Here is a 25265-nt window from a genome sequence, read left to right on the forward strand (position 1 = left end):
GCGAGTCACCATGCCGGTCAGCGAGGTGCACCACGTGGCGATGACGGTCTCGGACGTGGACCGGGCCGCCGACTTCTACGAGCAGGCGCTGGGCTACCGCCGGACGCTGCGTACCGACGTGGGCGGGCCGGGGATCGAGGTGTCGCTGGGGCTGCCCGCCGGCACCACCGGCCGGGTCCAGTACCTGCAGGGGCCGAGCCAGGTCGGTCAGCTGGAACTCATCGAGTGGAACGGCGATCCGGTGCGTACCGCCACCGGCGGGCACCTGGAACTGGGCACCTTCCTGCTCAGCTTCGCGGTGCCGGTGGAGGAGATTGCGGAGCTGCACGACCGGTTGGTCGCGTTGGGCGCCCAGTGCCTGACGCCACCGAACCGGGTGCTGCTCGACAACTACGGGTACATCACCGCGTTCGCGGCCCGCGATCTCGACGGCAACCTGCTCGAGTTCGTGTCCTTGCCGTCGCGGGAGGAGATCCTGGCCCGGCGGCGGGGAAGTGCCCGCTGATGGCCGCCAGCAACTTCAGCGAGACGCTGCGCCGGCAGGCGTCGCGTCGCGCCGACCGGGAGGCACTGGTCGACGGCGCGACCCGCTGGACGTACGCCGAACTGGACGCCGACGTGGACCGGCATGCCGCGGCGCTGCTCGCCGCGGGCATCGGCGACGGGGAACTGGTCGGTGTGCTGGGGCGCAACAGCGCCACCTACGTGCTGGAACTGCTCGCGCTGAGCCGGCTCGGCGCGGTCTCGGTGCCGCTCAACTGGCGGTTGCACCCCACCGAGCAGGCGTACGTCATCGAGCAGGCCGGGATCACCGCGTTGCTGTACGCCGACGACTTCGCCGACGACGCCGCCCGGCTGGTCGACACCACCGGCCTGCGGACCCTGGTCGCCAACGGTACGCGGACCGTCGGCACCGCCCGACGACTGGCCGACCTGCTCGACGGGCAACCCGTCGGCGTGCGGGTTCCGGACGCGGAGAAGGCCCCCGGCGATGTGCACCGGTTGCTCTACACCTCGGGCACCACGGCACGGCCCAAGGGAGTGATCCACACGTGCGGTAACGTCACCGCCAACCACCTCGCCCAGGTGCTGGAGCTGGAGCTGACCGAGCACGACCGGATCCTCGTCTCCGCACCGCTGTTCCACGTCAGCGGCCTGGAGGCGCCCGGACTGGCCACGTTCGTGGCGGGCGCGACGATGGTGTTGACGCCGACGTTCAAGCCGGCCGACATCGCCCGGGTGGCGACCGAGGAACGCGTCACCGGCATGGTCCTCGCCGCACAGATCCTCTTCGGCCTGCTCGACCTCGACGACCCGCCGGACCTGGCGGCGCTGCGCTACCTGCTCTTCGCCGGAGTCGCGCCGCACGTGCGGCAGGAGGTGAAGCGGCGCCTGCCGCACGTGCGCCTGGTCGACACGTTCGGCATGACCGAGTTGTGCAACGGCGTCTGCTACCTGGACGCCGCACACGAGCAGAGCAAGCTGGGCGCGCTCGGCACACCGTTTCCCGGTGTGCACATCCGGATCGTCGACGAGCACTTCCGGCCGGTGCCGCCCGGAGTGGAGGGCGAGATCATCGTGCGGGGCGAGAAGATCTCACCCGGCTACTGGAACGACCCCGAGACCACCGCGCGCACCCGCCGTGACGGCTGGTTCCTCACCGGCGACGTCGGCCGCCTGGACGCCGACGGCTACCTGTGGTTCGTCGACCGGCGCGCCGACCTGATCAAGTCCGGTGGGGAGAACATCGCCAGCGCCGAGATCGAACGGGTGCTCGCGCGGCATCCCGACATCGCCGAGGTCGCGGTGGTCGGCGTACCGGATCCGACCTGGGACGAGGTGCCCAAGGCGTACGTCATCCTCCGTCCCGGCGCGGCCGCCACCGCCGAGGAGCTGCGCGAACACTGCCGGGCCGAGCTGGCCCGCTACAAGGTGCCGAAGCACGTGCAGATCGTCACTGAGCTGCCGCGCAACGACTCCGGCAAGGTGTTGAAGAAGCGCCTGCGCGAGTGGGCGGCGACCGGATGACCGCGAACATCGCCGCGATGCTGGCCGGCAACGCGCGACGCTTCGGCGACGCCGACGCGTTGGTCTTCGAGGGTCGTCGGTGGACCCACCGGCAACTGGACGAGGACGTCAACGCCCTGGCCGCCGGCCTGCTCGACGAGGGCGTGGGCCGTGACGGCCGGGTCGCCATCGTGGCGAACAACGTGCCGGAGTTCCTCCTGCTGTCGTTGGCGCTGGCCAAGCTCGGCGCGGTCTTCGTGCCGCTGAACTACCGGCTCGCCCCGGCGGAGCTGCGCCGGCTGCTGCGGCACGCCCGGGTCCGGGCGGTGGCGACCGTACCCGAGTTCGCCGGGCTCACCGAGTCGGCGACCAGTGGCCTGCCGCAGGTACGCCGGTTCGCCCTGGAACCGATCGGCGACGGCTGGATCGACCTGCGCGGGCTGATCGAGGCCCGGCGGGGCGCGCGGGTACCCGACGCCGAGCTGGACGACGCGGCCCTGCAACGCGTCGTCTACACCTCGGGCACCACCAGCCTGCCCAAGGGCGTGTTGCTCACCCACGGCAACGTCAACATGAACATGCACGCCCAGATCGTCGAGCTGGGGTTGCGCCCGAGCGATCGGATCCTGAACTTCGCGCCGCTCTACCACGTCGGCGGCACCGACCTGCCCGGCTACGCCGTCTGGCACGTGGGCGGCTGCATGGTCCTGCAACGGCGCTTCGACCCGCCGGCCGTGTTGCGGGCGATCGAGACCGAACGGGTCACCGGGATGGTGATGGCGGCCACCATGCTCGACATGATCCGCCGTGAGCCGGGTACGACGGCCGACCTGTCGTCGGTGCGCTGGGTGATCTACTCGCAGGTGACCTCGGCGTTGTTCGCGGTGGCCCGGGAGCTGTTCCCGAACGCCCGCCTGATCGAGGGCTACGGACTTACCGAGACGTGTAGCGCACTCACCTATCTCGATGCCGCGCACGCGCAGACCAAACAGGGCTCGGTCGGGCTCGCGGTGCCCTGGGTCCGGGTACGGGTGGTCGACGCCGACGGCGCGGACGTGCCGGTGGGGGAGAGCGGCGAGGTGATCGCGCGGGGGCCGAAGGTGAGCCCCGGCTACCTCGACGATCCCGAGGCGACCCGGGCGGCGTACCGCGACGGTTGGTTCCACACCGGTGACGTGGGCTGTTTCGACGACGACGGCTACCTCTACATCCGGGACCGGCTCAAGGACATGATCCGCAGCGGCGGGGAGAACATGTCCAGCGCCGAGATCGAGAACGTGCTCGCCGACCATCCGCTGGTGTTGGCCGTCTCGGTGGTGGCGGCGCCCCATCCGGTGTGGCTGGAGGTGCCGGTGGCGTTCGTGGTCGGTCGTCCGGGCCTGGCGGTCGGGTCGCTCGTCGCGCACGCCCGGCAGCGACTCGCCCGGTTCAAGGTGCCGAAGGAGATCTACCTGGTCACGGAGCTGCCGACGAACCCGTCGGGGAAGGTGCTCAAGCGCCGCCTGCGGGAGCTGCGGCCGTCCCTGCGGCCGGACTGGGCGTACGACGAGGCGCGTCGCGGCTGACTACCGCCGCACGGCACGCAGCAGTGCGAGGGCGTGCACGAGATGGAAGCGCCGGCTGCCCCGACCCAGCTCGGCCCAGGGCCTCGGCCACTTCATCCGCTGGGCCAGCGGCCAGGCGGTGTCGCCGTCGTCGACCAGTTCGCGGACGGCCTCGACCTCGCCCCGATGGAACGCGGTCAGCTCGTCGACGCGGGCGGCGACCTCCCGGTAGGGGTACTGGTGGGCGGGGCAGGCGATGGTGGCCCCGAGCGCACGGATACGCGCCAGGCTGCGGAACAGGTCGGCGGCGGGGTCGTCGTCGGGACGGCTGACGATGGCGAGCTGGGTGGGGCCCTCGGCCATCATCGTGTCGCCGGTGAAGACCAGCCCTCGGGTGTCGAAGTAGACCGTGTGGCCGTAGGTGTGTCCGGGGGTGGGCACGGCGAGCAGGGTCACGTCGCCGAAGCGGAACGCGGTCTCGTCGGCCGGCGCGTGGTCCAGTCGCAGGCTCTCGGCGTGCACGGCGACCGCGACGGCGTCGGCGTACATCGCGTCGGCGACGTCGGGCGGGGCGCCGGTGAGGTCGAGCGCGGCGCGTAGCTGCTGGAGGAAGCCACCGCGTTCCCGGCGCATGGTGGCGAAGTCGTCGGCCCGGCCCATGACGATCTGGGCGCGGGAGACGGTCCGCAGGTGGTCGGCGAAGCCGACGTGGTCGGGATGGTTGTGGGTCAGGAACACGGTGGTAATCGCCTCGACCCGGTGACCGATGGACTCGACGCTGCGGTGGAACGACTGCCAGCAACTCGGGTGGTCGTAGCCGGCGTCGACGAGGACCAGTCCGTCGGCGGTGTCGATGAGGAAGACGGTGACGTACCGCAGGGCGCTGCCGGAAAGCGGTACCGGGATGGCCCAGACACCCTCGACGACCTCGGTGTACTCCGGCACCTGCCGGGCGTGGTAGCTGGCTGCGTGGAGCTCGTGCACGGGTATGGACATCGTCGGTCGGCTCCCCTACGGTGAGAAATCAACATACCGGATGGTCGGAATTTAACTCAAGGGAGTCCGATGGGCGAGGAGCGGACCGGATTTCGGCTGTGGGCCGCCGCAGAGCCGGACCTCTGTGCGATCGTGACCGCCGACGACCGGCGGATCTCCTACGGCGAACTGTTCGCCGAGGTGAACCGGCTCTCGCACGGCCTGCGTACCCGGGCCGGACTCGAGGCCGGCGACACGGTTGCGGCGGTGATGACGAACAGCGCCGGCATGGTCGCGCTGTACCTCGCCGCGATGCAGTCGGGGCTGTACCTGGTGACCCTCAACTACCACCTCACCGAGCACGAGATCGGCTACATCCTGGGCGACAGCGGCGCCAGGGCGGTGGTCGCCTCGGCCCGGGTCGAGGCGACCGTGCTCGCTGCGGCCGAGGCGGCTCCCGGCATCCAGGTCTACGTCGACGGCGGGTCCAGCGCCGGCGGTGCCCGGCCGCTGTCCGCGCTGACCGAGGGCATGCCCGACGAGAGCCCGCAGCAGACGCCGGCCGGCTCGTTGATGATGTACACCTCGGGCACCACCGGCCGCCCGAAGGGCGTCAAACGACCGTTGAGCGGCGTTGACGCCGACGCGGGCGCGCTGACCTACGTCTGGTTGTTCCAGGAGTTCGGGATGACGCGGGCGGCCTTCGCCTCCTGGCTCGTCGCCGCACCGATGTACCACTCCGCGAACATCACCCCGGCGATGGGCGCGCTGCACGCCGGCGGCACGATGGTGCTGATGGACGGCTGGACGCCGGAAGGCTTCCTGCGCCGCGTCCAGGAGCAGCGGGTCACCGGTACGAGCATGGTGCCCACGCACTTCTACCGGCTGCTGCAACTACCCCACGAGGTGCGGGCGGGCTACGACGTCTCGTCGCTGCGTTACGTGCTGCACGGCGCCGCGCCCTGCCCGCGCGAGATCAAGCAGCGGATCCTGGACTGGTTCGGCCCGGTGGTCTACGAGTACTACGGCTCCACCGAGGTCGGCACGACGATCGCCCGGCCGCACGAGTGGCTCGCCCACCCGGGCACGGTCGGTCGGCCGGCCTCGATCTCGACCCTGCGCATCCTCGACGAGCAGGGCGACGAGGTGCCGGTGGGGCAGACCGGCATCGTCTACATGCGGCAGGGCAACGACCGGGTCGAGTACCACAACGACCCGACCAAGACCGAGGGCGCCCGCCGGGACGGGCTGCTGACCGTCTGGGACGTCGGCCATGTCGACGCCGACGGTTTCCTCTACATCACCGGTCGGGCGTCCGAGCTGATCCTGGTCGGCGGGGTCAACGTCTACCCGGCCGAGATCGAGGCGGCGCTGCTGGAGCACGAGTGGGTCGCGGACGTCGGTGTCATCGGCGTACCCGATGCCGAGTTCGGCGAGGTGCCACAGGCGCACGTCGTCCTGCGTACCGGCGCGCCCGAGGCCGGTCCGGCGGTCGCCGGGATCCGCCGCTACCTCGCCGACCGGCTGGCCAGGCCGAAGCAGCCGGTGACCTACGTGGTCCGCGACGGGCTGCCCCGGGATCCCAACGGCAAGCTCTACAAGGCGCGGCTGCGCCAGCCCGCGCCGGTGCCCGCCGTGCCCGACCGGCCCGAACAGGAGGGGGAGCGGAATGGACTTCGCTGACAGCGACGTCGACCTGGCGTTCCGGCGTACGGTCGGTGGCTGGCTCGACGAGGCGTTGCGTGACGTGCCCGACCAGGAGGAACTCTCGCAGGACGAACGCGAGCACTGGTCCCGGGTGTGGCAGGACCGGCTCTGCGCCGGTGGCTGGGCCGGCCTGTCCTGGCCGGTCGAGCACGGTGGCCGGGGGCTGGACGCCCTGGCGCAGGCCGTCTTCAACGAGGAGGCCGCGGTACGCGGTGCGCCGTACCCACTGAACGGGGTCGGCATGATGCTGGCCGGGCCGACGATCATCGCGCACGGCACCGACGAGCAGCAGGCCCGGCACCTGCCCGGGATCCTGCACGGCGAGGAGTACTGGTGCCAGGGCTTCAGCGAGCCGGGCTCCGGCTCCGACCTGGCCAGCCTGCGGACGACCGCGACCCGGGTGGACGGCGGATGGCGGATCAACGGTGCCAAGATCTGGACGTCCAACGCGCACAACGCCTCCCGTTGTCTGCTGCTGGCCCGCACCGACGCCGAGGCGCCGAAGCACCGGGGCATCACCTACTTCCTGGCGCCGATGGACGGGTTCACCATCCGGCCGCTGGAGATGATCAACGGGGACACGGAGTTCAACGAGATGTTCCTCGACGACGTCTTCGTCTCCGACGACGACGTGCTGGGCGGGGTCGGCAACGGCTGGCGGGTGGCGCTGACCACGCTCGCCTTCGAGCGCGGCAGCATGGCGTTGAACCTGTGGGTGTGGGCCCGCCAGGCGGTGGACCGGGTCGTCGACCTCGCCGTCGAGCGGGGGGTGGCCGACGACAGCGCGTTCGTCGACGCCGTGGGTGCGTTGCAGTGTGACGCCGAGGCGGTGCGGATCGGGTCGATGCGGATGGTCGGCGAGACCCGCGCCGGTGGCGTGCCGGGGCCGGAGACCTCGGCGCTGAAGAGCCTGTGGGCCGGGGTGGTGCAGAACGCCAACCGCCTCGCCGTGCAACTGGACGAGGCCGGCGGGGTGCTGCTCGACGGCGACGGCGCGGCTGCCCGGATGCGCCGCTACCTGCGTGCCCGCGCCCACACCATCGAGGGCGGCACGGAGGAAGTGCAGAAGTCGATTCTGGCGGAGCGGGTACTCGACCTGCCCCGGTCACGCTGAGCGGAGGGGTCGCGTGCGCGCAACGTTCACCCAGGAACAGCAGGAGATCGCCGAGGCCGTCGGGTCGCTGGCGGAGTCGGGGAAGGGCACCGCGCGGGCCGCGCTGTCGGGCCCGTGGCAGGCGCCCGCTGGTGATGCCGCCCTGCTGCGCGACTTCGGGCTGCTCGGGGTGCCCGAGGCGGTCGGTGGGATCGGGTCGAGCCTGATCGACCTGCTGGTGGCCGTCGAGGCACTCGGCGAGCACCTCGTCGCGAGCCGCTTCCCGGCGCACGCGGCAGCCGTCCAACTGATGTGCGGCGACCGGGCACGCAGCGTCCCGCTGCCCGCGGACGTGCTGGACGGGCGTCGGGTGCTGACGGCGGCGGTCGACGCGCCAGGTGCCGCCGGCTGGGCGGACCGGGTACCGGTCGATCCGTTGGTGCGGACCCTGGTGCCGTACGCGACGCAGGCGGACGCGGTGGTCGCCCTCGGGCCCGCCGGTGTCTGGCTCGCCGATCCGATCGGCGTCACGGCACGGGAGTCCGTCGACCCGTCGGTGCCGCTGTCGGACGTGGCCCTGTCCGCTGCCGAGCAGGTGACCCAGCCCGGTGCCGGTGTCCACCGGGCCGCGCTCGTGGTGGCCGCGGAGTTGTGCGGTGTCGCCCAGGGTGCCGTCGAGCTGGCCGCCGAGCAGGCCCGGACCCGGCGGCAGTTCGGCCGGGTGATCGGCTCGTTCCAGGGCGTCGCCTTCCCGCTCGCCGAGGCGGCGACGGCCCGGAAGGCGGCCTGGGACCTGACCCTGTACGCCGCGTGGGCGGTGGACAACGCCCGTCCCGACGCGGAGATCCAGGTGCATGCGGCCAAGGCCGCCGCCGGCCGGGCGGCGATCTTCGCCGCCGAGCGGTGCATCCAGGTGCACGGCGGGATGGGCATCACCATGGAGGCCGACCCGCACCTGTTCCTGCGTCGGGCGTTCGTCCTCGACGCCCGGTTCGGGCGCGGGTCGTGGCACCGGCGTCGGGTCGGCGCGTTGCGGATCGCCGCCCGCCGCCCGACCGCACCGCGTTGACCTGCGAAACCCTTGCAGTCCAGGTAACACGCCAGTAACATACCGGCTGGTCGGAATAAACGAGGTGACGCTGTGAAGTTCGGAATCATGAACCTGTTCCCGGTGAGCGAGGGCTCATCGGACCACCAGGTGCTGCGCGAGACGCTCGACGAGATCCAGTTGGCCGACGAGCTCGGATTCGACTCGATCTGGCTGGCCGAGCACCACTTCTCGAAGTACGGCATCCTCGGCAGCCCGTTGAACTTCGGCATGGCGGTCGCCGAACGGACCAGACGGATCACCATCGGCACCGCCGTGCTCGTGTTGCCGCTGCACCACCCGCTGCGCCTGGCCGAGGACATCGCCGCACTCGACGTGCTCAGCGGCGGCCGGGTCTCGATCGGCGTCGGCCGGGGTTACCAGCCCGCCGAGTTCGCCGGCTTCGGCATCCCGCTGGCCGAGTCGAAGCAGCGCTACCAGGAGACGCTGGAAGTGCTGCGGCTGGCGTTGTCGCAGGAGAACTTCTCCTACCACGGCGAGATCTTCCACTACGACAACGTGACCACCTACCCACGGCCGTTCACCCCCGGCGGTCCGGCGATCCTCCAGGGCACCGTCTCCCCGGACAGCTTCCGGGACCGCGGTGCCGTCGGCGAAGCCATCATCACCTCGCCGAACTTCACCCCGCTGGGGGTGATGCAGCGCAACTTCGCCCTCTACCGGCAGAGCATGCAGGCGAACGGGTACGACATCGCCGACTACGAGTTGCCGTTCATGCAGCAGGTCTGGTGCGGCGACAGCCCGGAAGGTCTGCGGGCCGCCGCCCAGGCCGCGCTCAACTACTACAAGTCCGTCGGCAAGGTCATCCCGGGTTCCGAGGAGGCGATCGAGAAGGAACGGGCCTACTACGCGGCGGTGGCGAAGAACATCGAGCTACTGACGCTCGAACAGACCCTCACCCACGGCGGCAACTTCGGCTCGGCGCAGCGGGTCATCGAGACCATCGAGATGCTGCGCGAGCAACTGGGCATCAACCACTACATCGGCTGGCTGCGGATCCCGTCGCTGGACCGGGGCACCGCGCTGAGGGCGATGGAGGAGTTCGCCACGAAGGTGATCCCACACTTCCGCGCCGCCGACCGGGCCGCCGCCGACAGCCAGGTGACCGAGGCGGTCGTCGGGTGAAGATCAGCTGCTTCCTCAGCGCACAGTTCGACCCGTCGGCCTCCGCCACGGCGGGCATCGACGACGTACTGGCCCAGGCAGCCGCTGCGGAGGCGGCCGGCTTCCACGCCGTCTACCTCGGACACCACTACCTGGCCCGGTCGGCGTTCGTGCAGCCGATCCCGCTGGCCGGCCACCTCGCGCACGCCACCAGCCGGATCCGCATCGGCTTCGGCGTCCTGCTGGCACCCTTGCTGAACCCGATCGCGCTCGCCGAGGACCTCGCCTCGCTCGACGTACTCAGTCGGGGACGGCTGACCGTGGGCCTCGGCGCCGGGTACCGCAAGCGCGAGACCACGGCCTTCGGGGTCGCCTGGGACGACCGGTTGCGCCGGCTCCGCGAGTACGTGCCGACCCTGCGCGCCCTGTGGCGGGGCGAGACGCTCGACGCCTCCGGCAGTTGGGGCGAGGTGAGCGGTGCCGCGCTGGCACTGCGCCCGGTGCAGCCCGGCGGCCCGCCGCTCTGGATCGGCGCCTTCGCCGAACCGGCGATCCGTCGTGCCGCGCGTCTGGACGCTCCCTGGCTGATCGGCCCCAAGGGCAACGACGCCGAACTCGCCCGGCTGCTCGGGGTGTACCGCGGCGAACTGGCCGCGCGCGGGTTCAGCCTGACGCGGGAGTACCCGATGAGTCGTGAGGCGTTCGTCGGCGACAGCTACCCCGCGGCCGTCGCCGGTGTCCGTCCGCACCTGCGCCGCCAGTACGCCGGATACAAGTCCTGGGACGACGCCCAGGCGCTGGACCTGGACCGGTACCTGGCCGAGGACTGCCTGGTCGGGTCGGCGGACGAGATCGTCGACAAGCTGCGCCGGTGGGAGAGCGACCTCGGCATCACCGAGGTCTCGCTGCGACACCAGTTCGTCGGCGCCGGCCAGGAGGAGGCGATGGAGCAGCTCGCCCGCTTCGGCGCCGAGATCCTTCCCCGGGTCGGCACGCCGGTCGTGACCGGGGAGGCGACCCCGTGAGCAGCAGCAACCTCGCCCTGATCCTTCAGGGGCGCCGCGTCGACCGAGGCGACGTGCCGGGCCTGTACGGCGAGGACGGCCGTTCCTGGACGTTCGACGAGATCGACCTGCTGGCCGGCGGTGTCGCCGCCGCACTGCGTGCCGAGGGGGTCGGTGCCGGCGACCGGGTCGCCTGCTACCTGACCAACGGACCGGACATCGTGTTCTTCCTCTTCGGCGCGTGGAAGATCGGCGCGGTGCCGGTGACGGTCAGCAGCCTCTACAACTCCGCCGAGCTGGCCGAATCCGTGGCGAAGACCGCACCGCGGCTGCTGCTGGTCGACGACCGGCGTCCGGAGGTCGTCGCCGGACTCGGCGCCGAGGTGGGCGTACCGGTCCGCTGTGTCGCCGCACCGCTGGGGGAGATACCGGAGCTGCCCTGGCGGCGCCGGCTGCGGGTGCCGGCCGTCGACGTCGCACCGGAGGCGGAGGCCTGCATCCTGTTCACCGGGGGGACCACCGGGCGGCCGAAGGCGGTCAGCGTCACCCACGGCGGCACCCGCGACTCGCTCGGCCGGCTGGCTCGGGTGACCACCGGCACCGACGCCGAGAACAGCGCCGCGTCCGATGCCCGGCCGAACCTGATCGCGTTGCCGCTGTTCCACAGCGGTGGTCAGCACTCGCTGCTGTTCGCGTACTTCGTCGGGCGCTCGGCGGTGGTCTGGGAACGGTTCGGCGTCGACCGGCTCGCCGACCTCATGGCGCGCTTCGCGTTCGACAACCTCTTCCTCCTGCCCACCATGGTCTTCGACATCGTGCACGCCGACCGCGACCTCCCGTTCGAGGGCGTGAAGTCCGTCCTGGTCGCCGGCCAGGCCATCTCCTGGCCGGTGCGACGCGCGTTCGAGCAGCGGTACCGGGTGCCCATCCTGGTCAACTACGGGTCGACGGAGGCCGGGCACATCGCCGGCTGGACCGGCCGGGACATGAAGCTCGGCCGGTGGAAACCCGGCTCCGCCGGCCGGGTCTACCCGGGCGTCGAGCTGGAGATCCGCGACGCCGCCGGCACCGCGCTGCCCGCCGGTGCCGAGGGCGAGGTGGTGGTCCGCTCGGCGCTGACCAGGGGGTACGTCGACGACGCCGAGGCATCCCGGGAGCTGGTCCGCGATGGCTGGGTGCACACCGGTGACATCGGTTACGTGGACGACGACGGCGTGCTGTTTCTCGTCGGCCGTAAACGCGACATGATCAAGTGCGGCGGCTTCCAGGTCTGGCCCGAGGAGATCGAGGACGAACTGCGCGAGCATCCCCTGGTCCGCGACGTCCGGGTGCTCGGCCGTCCCGACGACCGGCTGGGCGAGATCCCGGTGGCCCTGGTGGTCCGCGAGAGCGACGACTCGACCCCCGACCCGGTCCTCGCCGACGACATCGTCGCCTTCGCCCGCGACCGGCTGGCGCACTTCAAGGCACCCCGGCGCGTCGAGTTCGTGCCCGCGCTGGAACGCAGCACCACCGGCAAGACCAGCCGGGCAGCCGCCGCACCGTCGCGGGAGGGTCGGAGCTGATGAAGTTCGGCATCATGGCGTCGCACCAGTACCCGCACGGCGACGATCTCGGGCGGCACCTCAGCGATCTGTTCGGCACCGTCGAACTCGCCGCCGAGCTGGGCTACGACTCGGTCTGGACGATCAACCACTTCCAGTCCAACCTGGCCACCCCTCAGCCGATCTCGATGCTGGCGAGCCTGATCCCACGCTCGGGTGACATGTTGCTGGGCACCGGCATCCTGCTGCTGCCGATGTTCCATCCGGTGCACATCGCCGAGGAGTTCGCCACCCTGGACCACCTCTCCGGCGGGCGGGTGGTGCTCGGCGTCGGTGCCGGCTACCGGGACAACGAGTTCGCCGCGTTCGGCATCGACCCGCAGAGCCGCTTCCGCCGCTTCGACGAGAGCCTGCGGCTGATCCGGGCGCTCTGGAGCGGCGAGTCCGTCACCCGCGACGGCGAGTTCTATCCCCAGACCGGGGCGACCATCGGCGTACGGCCGCTGACCCCGGGCGGCCCACCGATCTGGATCGGCGCGGGCGGCAAGAAGGCCGTCCGCCGCGCCGCCCGGCTCGGCGACGCCTGGTATGCGCCCGGCAACTCGCCGAGCCGCAGATTCCTGCCGGAGCATCTCGCCGTCTACGACGAGGCGTTGGCCGAGTACGGCCGCGACCCGGCCTCGGTGCAACGGCCCGTCGGCGTCGAGCTGTACTGCGCGCCGAGCACCGAGCAGGCCGTCGAGGAGGCGTTGCCACACGCCCGCGCCGAGTACGCCACCTACGCCGAGTATCCGGCGTTGCGCTGGCAGCGGGACCGCTTCGACGAACTGGTCCGCAACACGCTGCTGCTGGGCTCGCCCGAGTTCCTCGTCGAGCGCATCACCGCCCTGCGTGACCTGGGGTTCGACCACCTGATCTTCCGTCCCGGCTGGCTCGGCATGCCGACCGATCGACTGCGCGCCTCACTGCGGCTGTTCGCCACCGAGGTGTTCCCCGCCTTCCGTACCACCTGACCCTAAGGAACCGCCGTGAAGAAGACCGAAGCCGAGTTGCTGGCCGACCAGTGGGACGTCGACAACATGGAGGTCGACCCCGAGGTCCTCGCGAAGTACGTCCGGTACGACGTCGACGAGCAGCGGTCCGTCGCGACCATCACCTTCGACCGTCCCGAGCGACTCAACGCCATCCCGGTGGCGGCCTTCGAGCGCGTCGGTGACCTGGTCCGCGAGGCCGAGACCGACGACCGGGTCAAGGTCATCGTCTTCAAGGGGGAGGGCGAGCACTTCGGTACCGGCGCCGACGCCGCCGAACTCGGCCACTACATCGGCTACCGCTCCGGTACGGACAAGGCGTCGCGGCGCCGGCCGGCGCAGCGGCAGCGGATCCTGCCCGACCGCAACGTCCTCAGCTCCGGCTTCACCCGACCGATCATCGAGTCGCTGAAGGCGACCATCTGCCAGGTCCAGGGGTACTGCTACGGCGGTCACTTCCAGATCGCGCTCTCGGCCGACATCGTGATCGCCAGCCCCGACGCCCGGTTCACCCATCCGGCCTTCCGGTACCTCGGTCCGGCGCCGCAGGACATGTACCACTGGATCGAGAAGGTCGGCCTGACCACCATGAAGGACGTCATGCTCACCATGCGGGCCATCGGCGCCGAGGAGGGTGAGCGCAAGGGCCTGGTCACCAAGGTCGTCGAGCGCGAGGAGTTGTCGCGCTGGGTCGACGACTACGCCGACGCCATCGCGGTCATGCCGCTGGACTCCCTGATGATGGGCAAGTCGATGATGCAGCTGGTGATGGAGGCCCGGGGCAAGGGGCTCGGCGCGATGACCGGGTGGGTCGGCCACGGCTGGGCCACCAACGTCAGTTTCGAGGACGGTGACTGGAACTTCCTCAAGGAACGCCGGGAGAAGGGCATCCGCCAGGCGCTGGCCGACCGGGACCGGTTGGTCGCCCCGTACTTCCGGCTCAGCGACACCCGGTCGCGCGAGCAGTAGGCGCGGCCGTGAAGTTCGGGATCCTGCTCGACCACCAGTACGCCGACGGCGACGACCTGGGCCGGCGGCTCGGTGAGACCGTCGAGTACGTCCAGCACATCCGCGACCTGGGCTACGACTCGGTCTTCGGCATCCACCACTACCTGTCGTCGCTGCGTACGCCGCAACCACTGCCACTGCTGAGCCGGCTCATCGACCACTCGGGCACCATGCAGCTGGGCACCGGGATCCTCATCCTGCCGCTGGGGCATCCGGTGCACTGGGCCGAGGAGATCGCCACCATCGACCAGATGTCCGGCGGCCGGTTCGTGCTCGGCATCGGCTCGGGCTACCGCGACGTGGAGTTCGCCTCGTTCGGCATCGAGCGGCGTACCCGGGTGTCCCGGATGAACGAGGCGCTCGCGGTGATGCAGCGGCTGTGGACCGGCGAGACCGTGCGCCACGAGGGTCGCCACTTCACGCTCGACGGGGTGCGGTGCAGCGTACTGCCCGTGCAACAGCCGCATCCGCCGGTCTGGGTGGGTGCCAACGGCCCGACCGGCATCGCCCGGATCGCCCGCCAGGGGCTGCCGTGGCTGGCCCCGTCCAACGTTCGGCGCAACTGGGCGGTCGGCAACCTGACCGACTACCGCGAGATCCGCGCCGCGGCCGGCTTCGACGAGCGGGACGCGGTCTTCCCGGTCCACCGTGACCTGTGCGTCGCCGACTCGTTCGACGCCGCGTACGCGATGGCGGGGGAGGCGGTCCGCCGCTCGTACGGCGAGTACGTGCAGTACGGGATGGACTTCTTCGAGTCGCAGTGGGAGGCCATCAAGGAGCGGGCGTTGTTCTTCGGCTCCCCCGACGAGATCGCCGCGAAGGTCCAGGACTTCGCCGACGCCGGCTTCAACCACTTCGTGTTCCGTGCCCAGTGGCTCGGCCTGCCGATCGAGCGGTCGATGCAGATCGTCGAACGGTTCGCCCGCGAGGTCATGCCGAGGTTCCGGACATGAGGATCGGGCACCTGATCGTCCCCGCCGACGACCTCGACGCGCAGATCGACTTCTATGCCGGCCTCGGGCTGACGGTGAAGTTCCGGGACGGCGACCGGTACGCCGCGCTCACCGACGGCAGGGTGACGATCGGCCTGGCCGACGCCACGCAGCAGCCGGTGGCGGGTCGCGTCCTGCTCAGTGTCGAGGTCGACGACCTCGACGCCGCCGTACAGCGCTCGGTCGAGGCCGGCGCGACGGCGACGCCGGCCGTGGTCGGCCCGCACGAGCGACGCGCGGTGATCGTCGACCCTGCCGGCAACCCGGTCGTGCTCTACGAACGGCTGGCCTGACCCATCCGCGGTGGCCGCGGGACAAGGAGAGCAACATGGCAGTCAGCGACACGCTGGCCGACAAGACCGTCGCCGTGCTCGGCGGGACCGGTCCGCAGGGGCGCGGGCTGGCGGCCCGGTTCGCCGCCGCCGGAATCGACGTCGTGCTGGGCTCACGCGCCCCCGACCGGGCCGAGGCGACGGCCGCCGCGCTGCCCGGCCAGGTACGCGGCATGTCGAACGCCGATGCCGCCCGCGCCGCCGACATCGTCCTGGTGGTCGTACCGTGGGAGGGGCACGCCGACCTGCTCACCGAGCTGGCCCCGGCGCTGGCCGGGAAGATCGTGGTCGACTGCGTGAACCCGTTGGGCTTCGACCGGCAGGGGGCGTACGCCCTCGTCGTCGAGGAGGGGTCGGCCGCCCAGCAGGCGGCGCGGATCCTGACCGACTCGACCGTCGTCGCCGCGTTCCACCATGTCTCGGCGGTGCTGCTGGAGGATCCGAGCGTCGAGCAGGTCGACACCGACGTGCTGGTCCTGGGCGACGACCGCCCGGCGACGCAACTCGTCCAAGACCTTGCCTCGGCGATCCCCGGGGTGCGTGGCATCTACGGCGGTCGGCTGCGCAACGCACCTCAGGTGGAGGCACTGACCGCCAACCTCATCTCGGTCAACCGGCGCTACAAGGCCCACGCGGGCCTGCGCGTCACCGACATCTGAGCCGGTACGAGGAGCACATCGATGGAACTCTCCCGAACCGCCGCCGTGGTCACCGGTGCCGCGTCCGGCCTCGGCGCGGCTACGGCCGCCGTGCTGGCCGGTCAGGGCGTCACCGTGTACGGCTTCGATCTCCAGCCCGCCATCGACGCCGTACCCGCGGCGGCGGACGGGGTGCGCTACCTCGCCGTCGACGTGACCGACCCGGCGGCGGTCCGTGCCGCGATGGCCCGCGCGGCCGGCGGACCCGAACCCCTGCGTACCGTCGTAAACTGCGCCGGGATCGCCCCATCGGAGCGGATCCTCGGCCGGCGGGGTGTGCACGACCTCGACCGGTACGCCTCGGTCGTGCGGGTCAACCTGATCGGCACCTTCACCGTCATGGCGCTCGCCGCCGAACGCATCGCGGAGACCGAACCGGATGCCCACGGTCAGCGTGGCGTCGTCGTCAACACCGCCTCGGTCGCCGCCTACGAGGGGCAGATCGGTCAGGCGGCATACGCCTCGGCCAAGGGCGGTGTGGTGGCGCTCACCCTGCCGGCCGCCCGCGACCTGGCCCAGCACGGCATCCGGGTGATGGCGATCGCGCCCGGCGTCATGCTCACCCCGATGATGGAGACCGTCTCCGCGGAGTTCCACGCCAATCTGGCGGCCGGCGTGCCGTTCCCGAGTCGGCTCGGCGCCCCGGGCGAGTACGCGGCGTTGGTGCTGTCCATCCTCGGCAACGACTACCTCAACGGCGACGTCATCCGTCTCGACGGGGCGCTCCGGATGCCGCCACGCTGAACCGGTCCGGGTGGTGACCGACGCACGGCCGACGCGGGTCGCGGCGGGGGTGGACGTCGGCGCAGCGGCACCGCACCGAGTCGGCTGCCGTGACCCTGGGAGGGGCCACGGCAGCCGATCCGGGCGTGGGTCCTACCCGGCGGGCGAGATCTTGAGCAGCGTCACCGCCGGTTGCCTGACCGGCGCGGCGGCGGGGGTGCCGTCCAGGTTGTACTCCTTGAGGCTGACCTGGACGTTCTCGCTGTTGCCGCCGGCGAACGTGCCGCCGACGGTGCCGCCGTACCGGGCGCCGCTGCGGTAGACGAACTCGCCGATCAGCGTGTACGGCACCCGGATGTTCGCGTGGGTGACCGCGACGGTCGCCTCGACGACCGACCTGGCCGGTACGACCACGGGCTGCCGCCAGGAGACGGTACGGGCCCGGGCGGTGGAGCCGTTCTGGGTGTAGCTGAACGAGCCCTCGGCCGAGACCGTCACCTTGCCCTCGACGAAGATCGGAATTCCGGTGCTGATGTTGGTGGAGACCGAGACCTTGACGCCGCTGGTGTCCGACCAGCCCTCGGTGTCCGTGACGGTCCTCGAACCGCTGATCTCGGTGGTCTGCGCCAGCGTGGTGTCGTTCCGGTTCGTGACCCGGTCCAGTTGCTGCAGGGACGATGGCCGTTGGCGACCATCGTCCGGGCCAGGACGCCGTCGATGCTGATGTTGACGGTCAGCGCGGTGGTCGGCGCGTCGTCGGCCGTCCAACCCCAGAGGTGCACGCCGGACGGGAAGGCGTCCCGATGGCGTACCTCTCCGGTGCAAACCTCGCCGGGCTCAGCATCGAACGGTGCACAGTCACGGGATTCCGGTTCACCGGTGCCGTGCTGCGCTCCTGCGACCTCGGTGACCTGGACCTGGGGTCGGCAGCCCGTGGGCGGAGCGGGGAGCGTCGGCCGGGATGCCCGTTGTTCAACTTATTCATGACGGGCGTCAGAATTTCTTGACATCCGGTGCTGGGTGGCTAACCATGGCCAACACAGCGGCGTGCCCCCCCACGCAGCAGTAGTTCACCTGCATGTTCGAGGCATCCGCCGGTTTCTGACGCACCCACCACCCCCGCCCAGGAAGGGCCTCGTCAATGAAGAAGGTCATCGCCCTCGGGTTGATCGCCGCTACCGCGATCGCTCTCACTGGATGTACTGACTCCGATGCGTCCCCGTCCGACGCGAACGACGGCGACCTGCGCCAGGTCCGGGTCGCAGCCCTGCCCATCACCGAGACCGCCGCGCTGTGGGGCGGCATCAAGGCGGGCATCTTCGCCGAGCGTGGACTCAGCGTAGAGGTGCTGCCCGCCCAGGGCGGCGCGCAGGCCATTCCGGCGCTGCTCAACGGTGACATCGACTTCGCGATCGGCCAGCCGTTCGGTCCGTTCCGGGCCGACCTGCAGGATCTCGGCGTCATCATGATCGGTAACTACGCCTCCTCCTACGCCGACGGCGACGACATCAACGCCGTGGTGGCCTCGGCGAAGTCCGGCATCACCCGGCCCGCCGAGCTGGCGGGCCGCCGGGTCGCGGTGAACAGCCTGGGCGCGGCCGGCGACGTGACGATCATGGCGGCGGTGGAGAAGGACGGCGGCGACCCGTCCACCATCAAGTTCGTCGAGGTCGCCTTCCCGGACGCCCCGGCCCAGCTGGAGGCCGGCAACATCGACGCCGCCTGGGTGCCGGAGCCGTTCGTCACCCAGCTGCGCAGCCGTGGTGACACCTTCATCGTGGCGCCCTACCAGGCGGTCGTGCCGGGCCTCGCCACGCTCACCACGATCACCACCAAGGAGCGGACGGAGTCCGACGCGAAGCTCGTCGAGGACTTCTCGGCGGCGATGAAGGAGACGCTCCAGTGGGCCCAGGACCCCGCCAACGAGGCGGCCGTCCGGCAGGCCATCAAGGACAACCTGCAGCTGCCGGAGCCGGTGGCGGATTCGGTGAAGCTCCCGGCGTTCGGCTGGGACCTGGACAGGACGAGCCTGCAGACGCTCGCGGAACTCGCCCAGAAGTACCGCGTGCTCGACCAGCAGCCGAACTTCGACCGTCTCATCCAGCAGCAGTAGCAGGCGCGGCCACGCCCTTCCCGGCGACCGGGGAGGGCGTCGCCGCCGCGCGACCACGGGAGTGACATGCGCGTGCCATCCACCCGACGCCTACGCGCGTTACGCAAGGCGTTGCTGGGCGTCGCCGGTCTGGCCGGATTCCTCGTCGTCTGGCAGTTGATCCCGACCCTCGGCCTGATCAACTCGCAGTACCTGCCGTACGTGACCGACGTGTCGGCGCGACTGTTCGAGGAGTCCCTGGACCTCGCGTTCTGGCGGCGGCTGGGCTCCACCATGACGTCCTGGGCGATCGGCCTGACGGTGGCCACGATCGCGGCCGTCGTCCTCGGCACGATCGTCGGTCTGGTGCCGTTCCTGCGGCGCGCGACCCACACGATGGTCGAGTTCCTGCGGCCGATCCCGTCGGTCGCCCTCATCCCACTCGCCGTGCTGATGTTCGGCATCCAGATGCAGGCCGCCCTGGTCATCATCATCTACGCGTCGTTCTGGCAGGTGTTCGTGCAGGTCATCTACGGCGTCGCCGACGTCGACGCGGTGGCCCGCGACACCGCGCGCAGCTTCGGTCTCACCCGCCGCGAACAGTTGACGCACCTCGTCCTGCCGACGGCCCTGCCGTACCTGATGACGGGCCTGCGGCTGGCCGCGGCGGTCGCGCTCATCCTCGCCATCACCGCGGAGATGGTGATCGGCAATCCGGGCCTCGGCCGCTCGATCGAGCTGTCCCGGTCCGCCGGCGACTCCGTCGGCCTGTACGCCTTCGTGGTCGTCACCGGCCTGCTCGGGCTCGCGGTGAACCTCGTCTTCCGGTTCGTCGAGCGGCGCACGTTGTCCTGGCACCAGTCGGTACGAGGGGAGGAGGCGCTGTGACCGCGTACACCGAGCGACTCGCCGCCGGCCCGCGCGCCCGGGGGATCGGATCCCGCATCGCGGCGAGTTTCCTCTACACGCTCGGGCTGCCGATGCTGCTGCTGGTCGTCTGGGGCCTGGTGGCGACCCGGTCGACGAGCCGGTTCTTCCCCGGCCCGCTGACCATCTTCGACGCCTTCGTGCAGACCTGGGTCGGCCCCGCGTTCGTCGAGGACGTGCTGCCGAGCCTGTACCGTCTCGGCCTCGGCATCACCGCGTCGATCGTGGTCGGCATCGCCGCCGGTACCGTGATCGGCCTGGTCCAGTGGCTGCGGGAACTGCTCGAACCGCTGCTGGAGTTCTTCCGGGCGATCCCGCCGCCGGTGCTGATCCCGGTGGTGATGCTGCTGCTCGGCATCACCGACACCATGAAGGTGGTCGTCATCGTCTCCGGTGCGATCTGGCCGATCCTGCTGAACACGATCGAGGGCGTCCGGGCGACCGACAGCGTGATGAAGGAGACCGCGGACTCGTTCCAGATCACCTGGTGGGAGCGGCTCTGGTTCCTCGTGCTCCCGGCCGCCAGCCCGCGCATCATGGCCGGCGTCCGGCAGGGCCTCTCGGTCGCGCTCATCCTGATGGTCATCTCGGAGATGTTCGCCTCCTCCGCCGGGCTCGGCTACCGGATCGCCTACTTCCAGCGCAACTACCTCATCGCCGAGATGTGGAGCGGCATCCTCCTGCTCGGTCTGGTCGGCGTCTTCCTCGCCGTCGTCTTCGGTCTTGTCGAACGGCGCGTGCTGCGCTGGTACCACGGAATCAGGGAGGTCAATCGTGCCTGACCGGAGCGTTCTGCTACGGGTGGAGAAGCTGCGGAAGGTCTACGAGTCCGCGACCGGCAACGTCGAGGCGATCGGGGACGTCAGCTTCACGATGAACGCCGGCGAGCTGGTGTGCATCGTCGGGCCGTCCGGCTGCGGCAAGACCACCCTGCTGAAGTGCCTCGCCGGCCTGCTGCGGCCGACCAGCGGCGTGGTCGAGATGGACGGCTCGCCGGTGACCGGGCCGAGCCCCGCCATGGCCGTGGTGTTCCAGGAGTACGGGCGCAGCCTGTACCCGTGGCTGACCGTGCGGGGCAACGTCGAACTGCCGCTGCGGCACAAGAAGCTGTCCCGCGCCGAGCGGGACAAACTGGTCACCGACGCCCTGGAGGCGGTGGGCCTGGGACACGCGGCGCGCAGCCACCCGTGGCAGCTCTCCGGCGGCATGCAGCAGCGGGTGGCGATCGCGCGGGCCGTCGCGTACCAGCCCGAGGTTCTGATCATGGACGAGCCGTTCGCGGCGGTCGACGCGCAGACCCGGGCGGACCTGGAGGACCTGGTACGCGAGCTGCACCGCAGCCGCGGAATCTCCGTCCTCTTCGTCACCCACGACATCGACGAGTCGGTTTATCTGGGACAACGGGTTCTAGTATTGTCCAAGTCGCCGACCTGGGTCCAAGAGGATCTCGTGGTCGACCTGCCGCCGGAGCGCGATCAGATCACCACCCGCGCGCTGCCCCGTTTCACGGAGTTGCGGACGCACGTCTACGACCAGATCCAGCGGGCCAAGCGTGGGCAGGCTGCTGCCCCGCAAGCGGCGCGGTGATCGCCAGCAGCGACGACGGATCCGCCGAAGGGGAGGGCTGTGCGTAGTCGTCAGCCGAAGCAACTGTTGCTCGCGTTCTTCGGCGAGCATGTCGTCGACGGTGCCACCGGGCCGATCCGGGCCAGCGCCCTGATCAACGTGCTGGAAGGCGCCGGCATCGCCGGGCCGGCGACCCGCGCCACCCTCGACCGCCTCGTGCACAGCGGGATCCTGACCCGCAGCAGGAGCGGTCGGGAGACGTTGTTCTCCCTCACCGAGCACGGCGCGGCGGTGCTGCGGGAGGCGACGTACCGGGTCCGGGGTCCGCGGCCGTTCGACCCGCAGGGCACCGGGTGGACCCTGGTCACCTTCTCGATCCCCGAGGGGCAGCGGATGCTGCGACACCGGCTGCGCTCGACGCTCACCTGGGAGGGCTTCGCGCCCATCCGGGACGGGCTGTGGCTGGCACCCGGCGAGGTCGACCTCGCCGGGTCGCTGGAGCCGCTGCGGCAGGATCTGCCGCCCAACGCGGTGATCGCCTTCCACGCCCGTGCCCTGGACGGGTTCCCGATCGGGGAGAGCGTCCGCGCGGCCTGGGACATCGAGGCGATCCGGCGCGAACACCTGGCCTTCATCGAGGTCTGGGACGACCCGGCCGCGGTGGAGTTGGCGCCGAGCGCGTTGACCGTACGGACGATGCTGGTGGCGGACTGGCTCGCGCTGCTGCGTGCCGACCCACGACTGCCGGCCGAGTTCATGGACGCGCAGTGGCCGGCGACCCGCTCGGCGGAGACGTACCGCCGGATGCACGAGAAGCTGGCCGAGGCCTCCGCCGCCGAGTTCGCCGAACTCGTCGCGCCGGCCCGGCCGGTGGCTAGGCGCCGAAGCGGGCCCGCAGATCCCCCTTCCGCACCTTCCCTGACGCGGTCCGGGGCAGCTCGTCCACGATGACGACGTTCTTCGGCAGTTTGTAGCGCGCGAGCTTGCCGTCCAGGTACGCCCGGACGGTGTCGGTGTCCACCGCCGCGCCCTCCCGGACGGTCACCACCGCCCACGGCACCTCGCCCCAGCGCTCGTCCGGCACGCCGATCACCGCCGCCGAGGTCACCCCGTCGATCTCACCGAGCAGCTGCTCCAGCTCGGGCGGGTAGATGTTCTCGCCACCGGAGATGATCATGTCCTTGAGCCGGCCGGAGATGTAGAGGTAGCCGTCGTCGTCCAGGTAGCCCAGGTCACCCGAGCGGAACCAGCCGTCCGCGGTGAACGCCTCGGCGGTCGCCTCCGGCAACCCGTGGTAGCCGGGGAAGACGTTGGGCCCGGCGATCTCGATCTCGCCGACGCCGCCGGTGGGCGCCGGTTCCCCGGTGACGTCGGTGATCCGTACGTCGGTGAAGAAGTGCGGCAGGCCGACGCTGCCCTGCTTGGCGCGGGTCATCGACGGCGGCAGCGAGGTGGCCCCCGGCGATGCCTCGGTCATGCCGTAACCCTGGGAGAACGACAACCCCCGTGCCTCGTACGCGTTCAGGATGCGCGGCGGGACCGCCGAGCCGCCGCAGGTGAGCTTCGCCAGCGTGGACAGGTCGGTCGAGGACCAGTGCGGGTGGTCGGCCATCAGCTGGTAGGTGGTGGGCACGCCGCTGAGCATGGTGACCCCGTGCCGCTCGATCTGGGCCAGCGCGCGGCCCGGCTCGAAGCCCTTCTCCAGCACCATCGTGGCGCCCTTGAGCACGACGGGCAGGGCACCCATGCCGAGTGAGGCCACGTGGAACAGCGGCGAGATCATCAGGGCGACGTCGGTGGAGACGACGTCGTAGTCGACCACGCAGTTGAGCGCCACCCAGGTGAGGTTGCCGTGGGTCAGCACGGCGCCCTTGGCCTTGCCGGTGGTGCCGGAGGTGTAGACGATCGCCGCCGGATCCCGGTGGTCGGTGGCGACCGGGCCGGCGAACGGCGCGGCCTCGCCGGCCAGCCGGGTGAGCCCCGGTCGTTGCGAGCTGCCCTCGCCGGTGACGACGAGGTGTGGGGTCTGCGCGGCCGACGCGGCGTCGGCCACCCGGTCCGCGAACTCGGGATCGTGGATCAGCACCCGGGCGCCGCAGTCGGTGAGCACGTGGGCGATCTCGCGCGGAGCGAGCCGGGTGTTGACCGGCACGAAGACGGCGCCGAGCTGCGCCGCCCCGAACATCACCTGGAGGAACTCCGGACTGTTCTCGCCCAGGTAGGCGACGGCGTCGCCCTTGCCGACGCCCTGCTCCCGCAGCACCGCCGAGATCCGGTCCACGGCGTCGGCGAACTGCCCGTACGTCAGGGTCGCCCCCTCGCCGTGGATCAGGGCGACCTTCTCCGCGGACTTGAGCCGGCGCTTGGCTATCCAGGCGCCGATTCCGTGCTGGTGCATCATCAGTCTCCTGGTGGTGGAGGTGGTGTGCTCACCCGGCTCGGCGGACGCCCCCGGGTTCAGGCGTAGAAGCGGTACAGCCCCCGGGCGACGACCGCGGGCTTCGGCCCGCCCTCGATCTCGATGGTCTGGTCGACGGCGAGCTGGTAGCCGCCCCGTACTTCGGTCACCTCGACGATGGTGGCCCGCATCCGGACCCGCGAGCCGACCACGACGGGCGCGGTGAAGCGCACCTTGTCCAGGCCGTAGTTCACCTTGGTCGACACGCCCTTGACCTCGAGCAGTTCGGTCCAGAACGGGACGGCCAGCGACAGGGTCAGGAACCCGTGCGCGATGGGTGCGCCGAACGGCCCGGACTTCGCCCGCTCGGCGTCGACGTGGATCCACTGGTGGTCGTCGGTGGCGTCGGCGAACAGGTTCACCTGGTCCTGGGTGACCGTCCGGTACTCGGTGTAGCCGAGATCGGTGCCAGCCAGGTCGGCGAGCTGGTCGTAGGCGATCGTGGTCGTCATCGTGCTTCCTCTCGTCGTCACCGGGCAAGCCGCAGCAGGCGGGCCGCGTTGTCCTTCAGGATGCCCGGGAGCACGTCGGGTTTGAGGTCGGTGGCTGCCACGTCGCGCAGCCACCGATCGGGGGTGAGCAGTGGGAAGTCGGTGCCGAAGAGCACCCGGCGCTTGAGCAGCGAGTTGGCGTAGCGCACCAGCTCGGCCGGGAAGTACTTCGGGCTCCAGCCGGACAGGTCGATCCAGGTGTTGTGCTTGTGCGTGGCCACCGACAGCGCCTCGTCCTGCCAGGGCACCGACGGGTGGGCCATGATGATCTGCAGGTCCGGGAAGTCCGCGGCGATCGGGTCGAGCAGGATCGGATTCGACAGGCCGAGCCGCAGACCGTAGCCGCCCGGAGTACCCGCCCCGATGCCGGTCTGCCCGGTGTGGAACAGCGCCGGTACGCCGGCCCGTTCGAGCAGCCCCCACAGTGGGGCGTACTCGTCGTGGCTCGGGTCGAAGCCCTGCACGGTGGGGTGGAACTTGAAGCCGCGTACGCCCTCGACCTCGATCAGCCGGGTGGCCAGTTCGAGGGCGGCCTCGCCGGTGCGCGGGTCGACCGAACCGAAGGGGATGAGCACGTCGGCGTGCTCGGCCGCCGCGCGGGCGATCTCCGTACTGGACAGCGGCGGGTGCTTCAACTGGGTGCCCGCGTCCACGGTGAAGACGACGGCGGCCATGTTCCGTTCGCGGTAGTACTGCGCCACCGCGTCGACGGCGGGCCGTGGCCCGTCGGTCTTGAAGTACTTCGAGACCGCCGCGACGAGCGGTTCGGGCAGCGAGGCGTGGCCGTGGTCGTCGACCTCGATGTGCACGTGCATGTCGATCGCCGTGACGGCGTCGAGGTCGATCGCTGGCTGGTACATG

At 70.8% G+C, this 25265-nt stretch carries 25 protein-coding genes; 20 read left to right on the forward strand and 5 right to left on the reverse strand.

Annotation, left to right across the window (positions count from 1 at the left end; translation table 11 throughout):
* Window positions 1–10: 10 nt before the first annotated feature.
* From D2L64_RS02685 to D2L64_RS02695, 3 genes are read left to right on the forward strand one after another with little or no spacing between them, the layout of a single operon-like run.
* Complete coding sequence (locus D2L64_RS02685; RefSeq protein WP_119572881.1) at window positions 11–505, forward strand: VOC family protein; 495 nt, start codon at window positions 11–13, stop codon at window positions 503–505.
* Window positions 505–2028 carry a class I adenylate-forming enzyme family protein gene (locus D2L64_RS02690; RefSeq protein WP_119572882.1) on the forward strand — a complete coding sequence of 508 codons (1524 nt, stop codon included), beginning with the start codon at window positions 505–507 and terminating at the stop codon, window positions 2026–2028. Before D2L64_RS02685 ends, D2L64_RS02690 begins: the two co-directional genes overlap by 1 nt.
* Window positions 2025–3572 carry a class I adenylate-forming enzyme family protein gene (locus tag D2L64_RS02695; RefSeq protein WP_147376172.1) on the forward strand — a complete coding sequence of 516 codons (1548 nt, stop codon included), beginning with the start codon at window positions 2025–2027 and terminating at the stop codon, window positions 3570–3572. The genes D2L64_RS02690 and D2L64_RS02695 overlap by 4 nt, the downstream gene beginning before the upstream one ends.
* On the opposite strand, the gene D2L64_RS02700 is transcribed toward D2L64_RS02695, so the two are convergent.
* Complete coding sequence (locus D2L64_RS02700; RefSeq protein WP_158603440.1) at window positions 3573–4535, reverse strand: MBL fold metallo-hydrolase; 963 nt, start codon at window positions 4533–4535, stop codon at window positions 3573–3575.
* A gap of 81 nt (window positions 4536–4616) precedes the next feature.
* On the opposite strand from D2L64_RS02700, the gene D2L64_RS02705 reads away from it, so the two are divergent.
* The 12 genes from D2L64_RS02705 (at window position 4617) to D2L64_RS02760 (ending at window position 16891) form a co-directional block, all read left to right on the forward strand.
* Window positions 4617–6209: an AMP-binding protein gene (locus D2L64_RS02705; RefSeq protein ID WP_119572885.1), complete on the forward strand. Its 1593-nt coding sequence runs from the start codon at window positions 4617–4619 to the stop codon at window positions 6207–6209.
* Entirely contained in the window at window positions 6196–7347 is a 1152-nt protein-coding gene (locus D2L64_RS02710; RefSeq protein ID WP_119572886.1) for an acyl-CoA dehydrogenase family protein, read from the forward strand. The genes D2L64_RS02705 and D2L64_RS02710 overlap by 14 nt, the downstream gene beginning before the upstream one ends.
* A 13-nt stretch (window positions 7348–7360) precedes the next feature.
* Entirely contained in the window at window positions 7361–8395 is a 1035-nt protein-coding gene (locus D2L64_RS02715) for an acyl-CoA dehydrogenase (protein WP_119572887.1), read from the forward strand.
* Window positions 8396–8467: 72 nt separating this feature from the next.
* Entirely contained in the window at window positions 8468–9559 is a 1092-nt protein-coding gene (locus D2L64_RS02720; protein WP_119572888.1) for an LLM class flavin-dependent oxidoreductase, read from the forward strand.
* Entirely contained in the window at window positions 9556–10563 is a 1008-nt protein-coding gene (locus tag D2L64_RS02725; protein ID WP_158603441.1) for an LLM class flavin-dependent oxidoreductase, read from the forward strand. The genes D2L64_RS02720 and D2L64_RS02725 overlap by 4 nt, the downstream gene beginning before the upstream one ends.
* Entirely contained in the window at window positions 10560–12107 is a 1548-nt protein-coding gene (locus tag D2L64_RS02730) for a class I adenylate-forming enzyme family protein (protein ID WP_147376174.1), read from the forward strand. The genes D2L64_RS02725 and D2L64_RS02730 overlap by 4 nt, the downstream gene beginning before the upstream one ends.
* Window positions 12107–13099: an LLM class flavin-dependent oxidoreductase gene (locus D2L64_RS02735; RefSeq protein ID WP_119572890.1), complete on the forward strand. Its 993-nt coding sequence runs from the start codon at window positions 12107–12109 to the stop codon at window positions 13097–13099. Before D2L64_RS02730 ends, D2L64_RS02735 begins: the two co-directional genes overlap by 1 nt.
* Before the next feature lie 15 nt (window positions 13100–13114).
* Window positions 13115–14086: an enoyl-CoA hydratase/isomerase family protein gene (locus D2L64_RS02740; protein WP_119572891.1), complete on the forward strand. Its 972-nt coding sequence runs from the start codon at window positions 13115–13117 to the stop codon at window positions 14084–14086.
* 8 nt (window positions 14087–14094) lie between these two features.
* Window positions 14095–15078 (forward strand): LLM class flavin-dependent oxidoreductase, encoded by a 984-nt coding sequence (locus D2L64_RS02745; RefSeq protein ID WP_158603442.1) that lies wholly within the window; start codon window positions 14095–14097, stop codon window positions 15076–15078.
* Window positions 15075–15410: a VOC family protein gene (locus D2L64_RS02750; RefSeq protein WP_119572893.1), complete on the forward strand. Its 336-nt coding sequence runs from the start codon at window positions 15075–15077 to the stop codon at window positions 15408–15410. The genes D2L64_RS02745 and D2L64_RS02750 overlap by 4 nt, the downstream gene beginning before the upstream one ends.
* 35 nt (window positions 15411–15445) lie before the next feature.
* Entirely contained in the window at window positions 15446–16108 is a 663-nt protein-coding gene (npdG, locus tag D2L64_RS02755) for an NADPH-dependent F420 reductase (protein ID WP_119572894.1), read from the forward strand.
* 21 nt (window positions 16109–16129) lie between these two features.
* Window positions 16130–16891: an SDR family NAD(P)-dependent oxidoreductase gene (locus D2L64_RS02760; RefSeq protein WP_119572895.1), complete on the forward strand. Its 762-nt coding sequence runs from the start codon at window positions 16130–16132 to the stop codon at window positions 16889–16891.
* Between the two features lie 132 nt (window positions 16892–17023).
* Here D2L64_RS02760 and D2L64_RS02765 read toward each other — a convergent pair whose 3' ends face one another.
* A complete protein-coding gene (locus tag D2L64_RS02765; RefSeq protein WP_158603443.1) occupies window positions 17024–17638 on the reverse strand; it encodes an ETX/MTX2 family pore-forming toxin in 615 nt (204 codons plus the stop codon).
* Between the two features lie 373 nt (window positions 17639–18011).
* Here D2L64_RS02765 and D2L64_RS02770 point away from each other — a divergent pair, with 373 nt between their 5' ends.
* From D2L64_RS02770 to D2L64_RS02790, 5 genes are all read left to right on the forward strand, one after another.
* A complete protein-coding gene (locus D2L64_RS02770) occupies window positions 18012–18983 on the forward strand; it encodes an ABC transporter substrate-binding protein (RefSeq protein WP_119572897.1) in 972 nt (323 codons plus the stop codon).
* A 66-nt stretch (window positions 18984–19049) separates the two neighbouring features.
* Complete coding sequence (locus D2L64_RS02775; RefSeq protein ID WP_119572898.1) at window positions 19050–19850, forward strand: ABC transporter permease; 801 nt, start codon at window positions 19050–19052, stop codon at window positions 19848–19850.
* Window positions 19847–20671 carry an ABC transporter permease gene (locus D2L64_RS02780; RefSeq protein WP_233558727.1) on the forward strand — a complete coding sequence of 275 codons (825 nt, stop codon included), beginning with the start codon at window positions 19847–19849 and terminating at the stop codon, window positions 20669–20671. Before D2L64_RS02775 ends, D2L64_RS02780 begins: the two co-directional genes overlap by 4 nt.
* The gene (locus tag D2L64_RS02785) at window positions 20664–21476 is read left to right on the forward strand and encodes an ABC transporter ATP-binding protein (protein WP_119572899.1); all 813 of its coding nucleotides are present in this window, start codon (window positions 20664–20666) and stop codon (window positions 21474–21476) included. Before D2L64_RS02780 ends, D2L64_RS02785 begins: the two co-directional genes overlap by 8 nt.
* A gap of 39 nt (window positions 21477–21515) precedes the next feature.
* Window positions 21516–22406 carry a PaaX family transcriptional regulator gene (locus D2L64_RS02790; protein ID WP_119572900.1) on the forward strand — a complete coding sequence of 297 codons (891 nt, stop codon included), beginning with the start codon at window positions 21516–21518 and terminating at the stop codon, window positions 22404–22406.
* On the opposite strand, the gene D2L64_RS02795 is transcribed toward D2L64_RS02790, so the two are convergent.
* Genes D2L64_RS02795 through D2L64_RS02805 form a run of 3 tightly spaced genes read right to left on the reverse strand, consistent with a single transcriptional unit; the run spans window position 22330 to window position 25264 of the window.
* Window positions 22330–23853, reverse strand: coding sequence for an acyl-CoA synthetase (locus D2L64_RS02795; protein WP_233558728.1), 1524 nt, complete (start codon window positions 23851–23853; stop codon window positions 22330–22332). The two genes, D2L64_RS02790 and D2L64_RS02795, sit on opposite strands and share 77 nt — an antisense overlap.
* 59 nt (window positions 23854–23912) lie before the next feature.
* Window positions 23913–24365 carry a MaoC family dehydratase gene (locus D2L64_RS02800; RefSeq protein ID WP_119572902.1) on the reverse strand — a complete coding sequence of 151 codons (453 nt, stop codon included), beginning with the start codon at window positions 24363–24365 and terminating at the stop codon, window positions 23913–23915.
* Between the two features lie 17 nt (window positions 24366–24382).
* On the reverse strand, window positions 24383–25264 hold the full coding sequence (locus D2L64_RS02805; RefSeq protein ID WP_119572903.1) for an amidohydrolase family protein: 882 nt from the start codon (window positions 25262–25264) through the stop codon (window positions 24383–24385).
* Window position 25265: the final 1 nt, after the last annotated feature.

Source organism: Micromonospora radicis (assembly GCF_003583405.1).
In the GTDB taxonomy this organism is placed as follows: domain Bacteria; phylum Actinomycetota; class Actinomycetes; order Mycobacteriales; family Micromonosporaceae; genus Micromonospora; species Micromonospora radicis.

Coding starts and splice junctions, on each gene's coding strand:
- D2L64_RS02690 (WP_119572882.1), top strand. CDS start 505: ATGGCCGCCAGCAACTTCAGCGAGACGCTGCGCCGGCAGGCGTCGCGT.
- D2L64_RS02695 (WP_147376172.1), top strand. CDS start 2,025: ATGACCGCGAACATCGCCGCGATGCTGGCCGGCAACGCGCGACGCTTC.
- D2L64_RS02760 (WP_119572895.1), top strand. CDS start 16,130: ATGGAACTCTCCCGAACCGCCGCCGTGGTCACCGGTGCCGCGTCCGGC.
- D2L64_RS02800 (WP_119572902.1), bottom strand. CDS start 24,365: ATGACGACCACGATCGCCTACGACCAGCTCGCCGACCTGGCTGGCACC.
- npdG (WP_119572894.1), top strand. CDS start 15,446: ATGGCAGTCAGCGACACGCTGGCCGACAAGACCGTCGCCGTGCTCGGC.
- D2L64_RS02750 (WP_119572893.1), top strand. CDS start 15,075: ATGAGGATCGGGCACCTGATCGTCCCCGCCGACGACCTCGACGCGCAG.
- D2L64_RS02775 (WP_119572898.1), top strand. CDS start 19,050: ATGCGCGTGCCATCCACCCGACGCCTACGCGCGTTACGCAAGGCGTTG.
- D2L64_RS02685 (WP_119572881.1), top strand. CDS start 11: ATGCCGGTCAGCGAGGTGCACCACGTGGCGATGACGGTCTCGGACGTG.
- D2L64_RS02770 (WP_119572897.1), top strand. CDS start 18,012: ATGAAGAAGGTCATCGCCCTCGGGTTGATCGCCGCTACCGCGATCGCT.
- D2L64_RS02795 (WP_233558728.1), bottom strand. CDS start 23,853: ATGCACCAGCACGGAATCGGCGCCTGGATAGCCAAGCGCCGGCTCAAG.
- D2L64_RS02710 (WP_119572886.1), top strand. CDS start 6,196: ATGGACTTCGCTGACAGCGACGTCGACCTGGCGTTCCGGCGTACGGTC.
- D2L64_RS02805 (WP_119572903.1), bottom strand. CDS start 25,264: ATGTACCAGCCAGCGATCGACCTCGACGCCGTCACGGCGATCGACATG.
- D2L64_RS02735 (WP_119572890.1), top strand. CDS start 12,107: ATGAAGTTCGGCATCATGGCGTCGCACCAGTACCCGCACGGCGACGAT.
- D2L64_RS02705 (WP_119572885.1), top strand. CDS start 4,617: ATGGGCGAGGAGCGGACCGGATTTCGGCTGTGGGCCGCCGCAGAGCCG.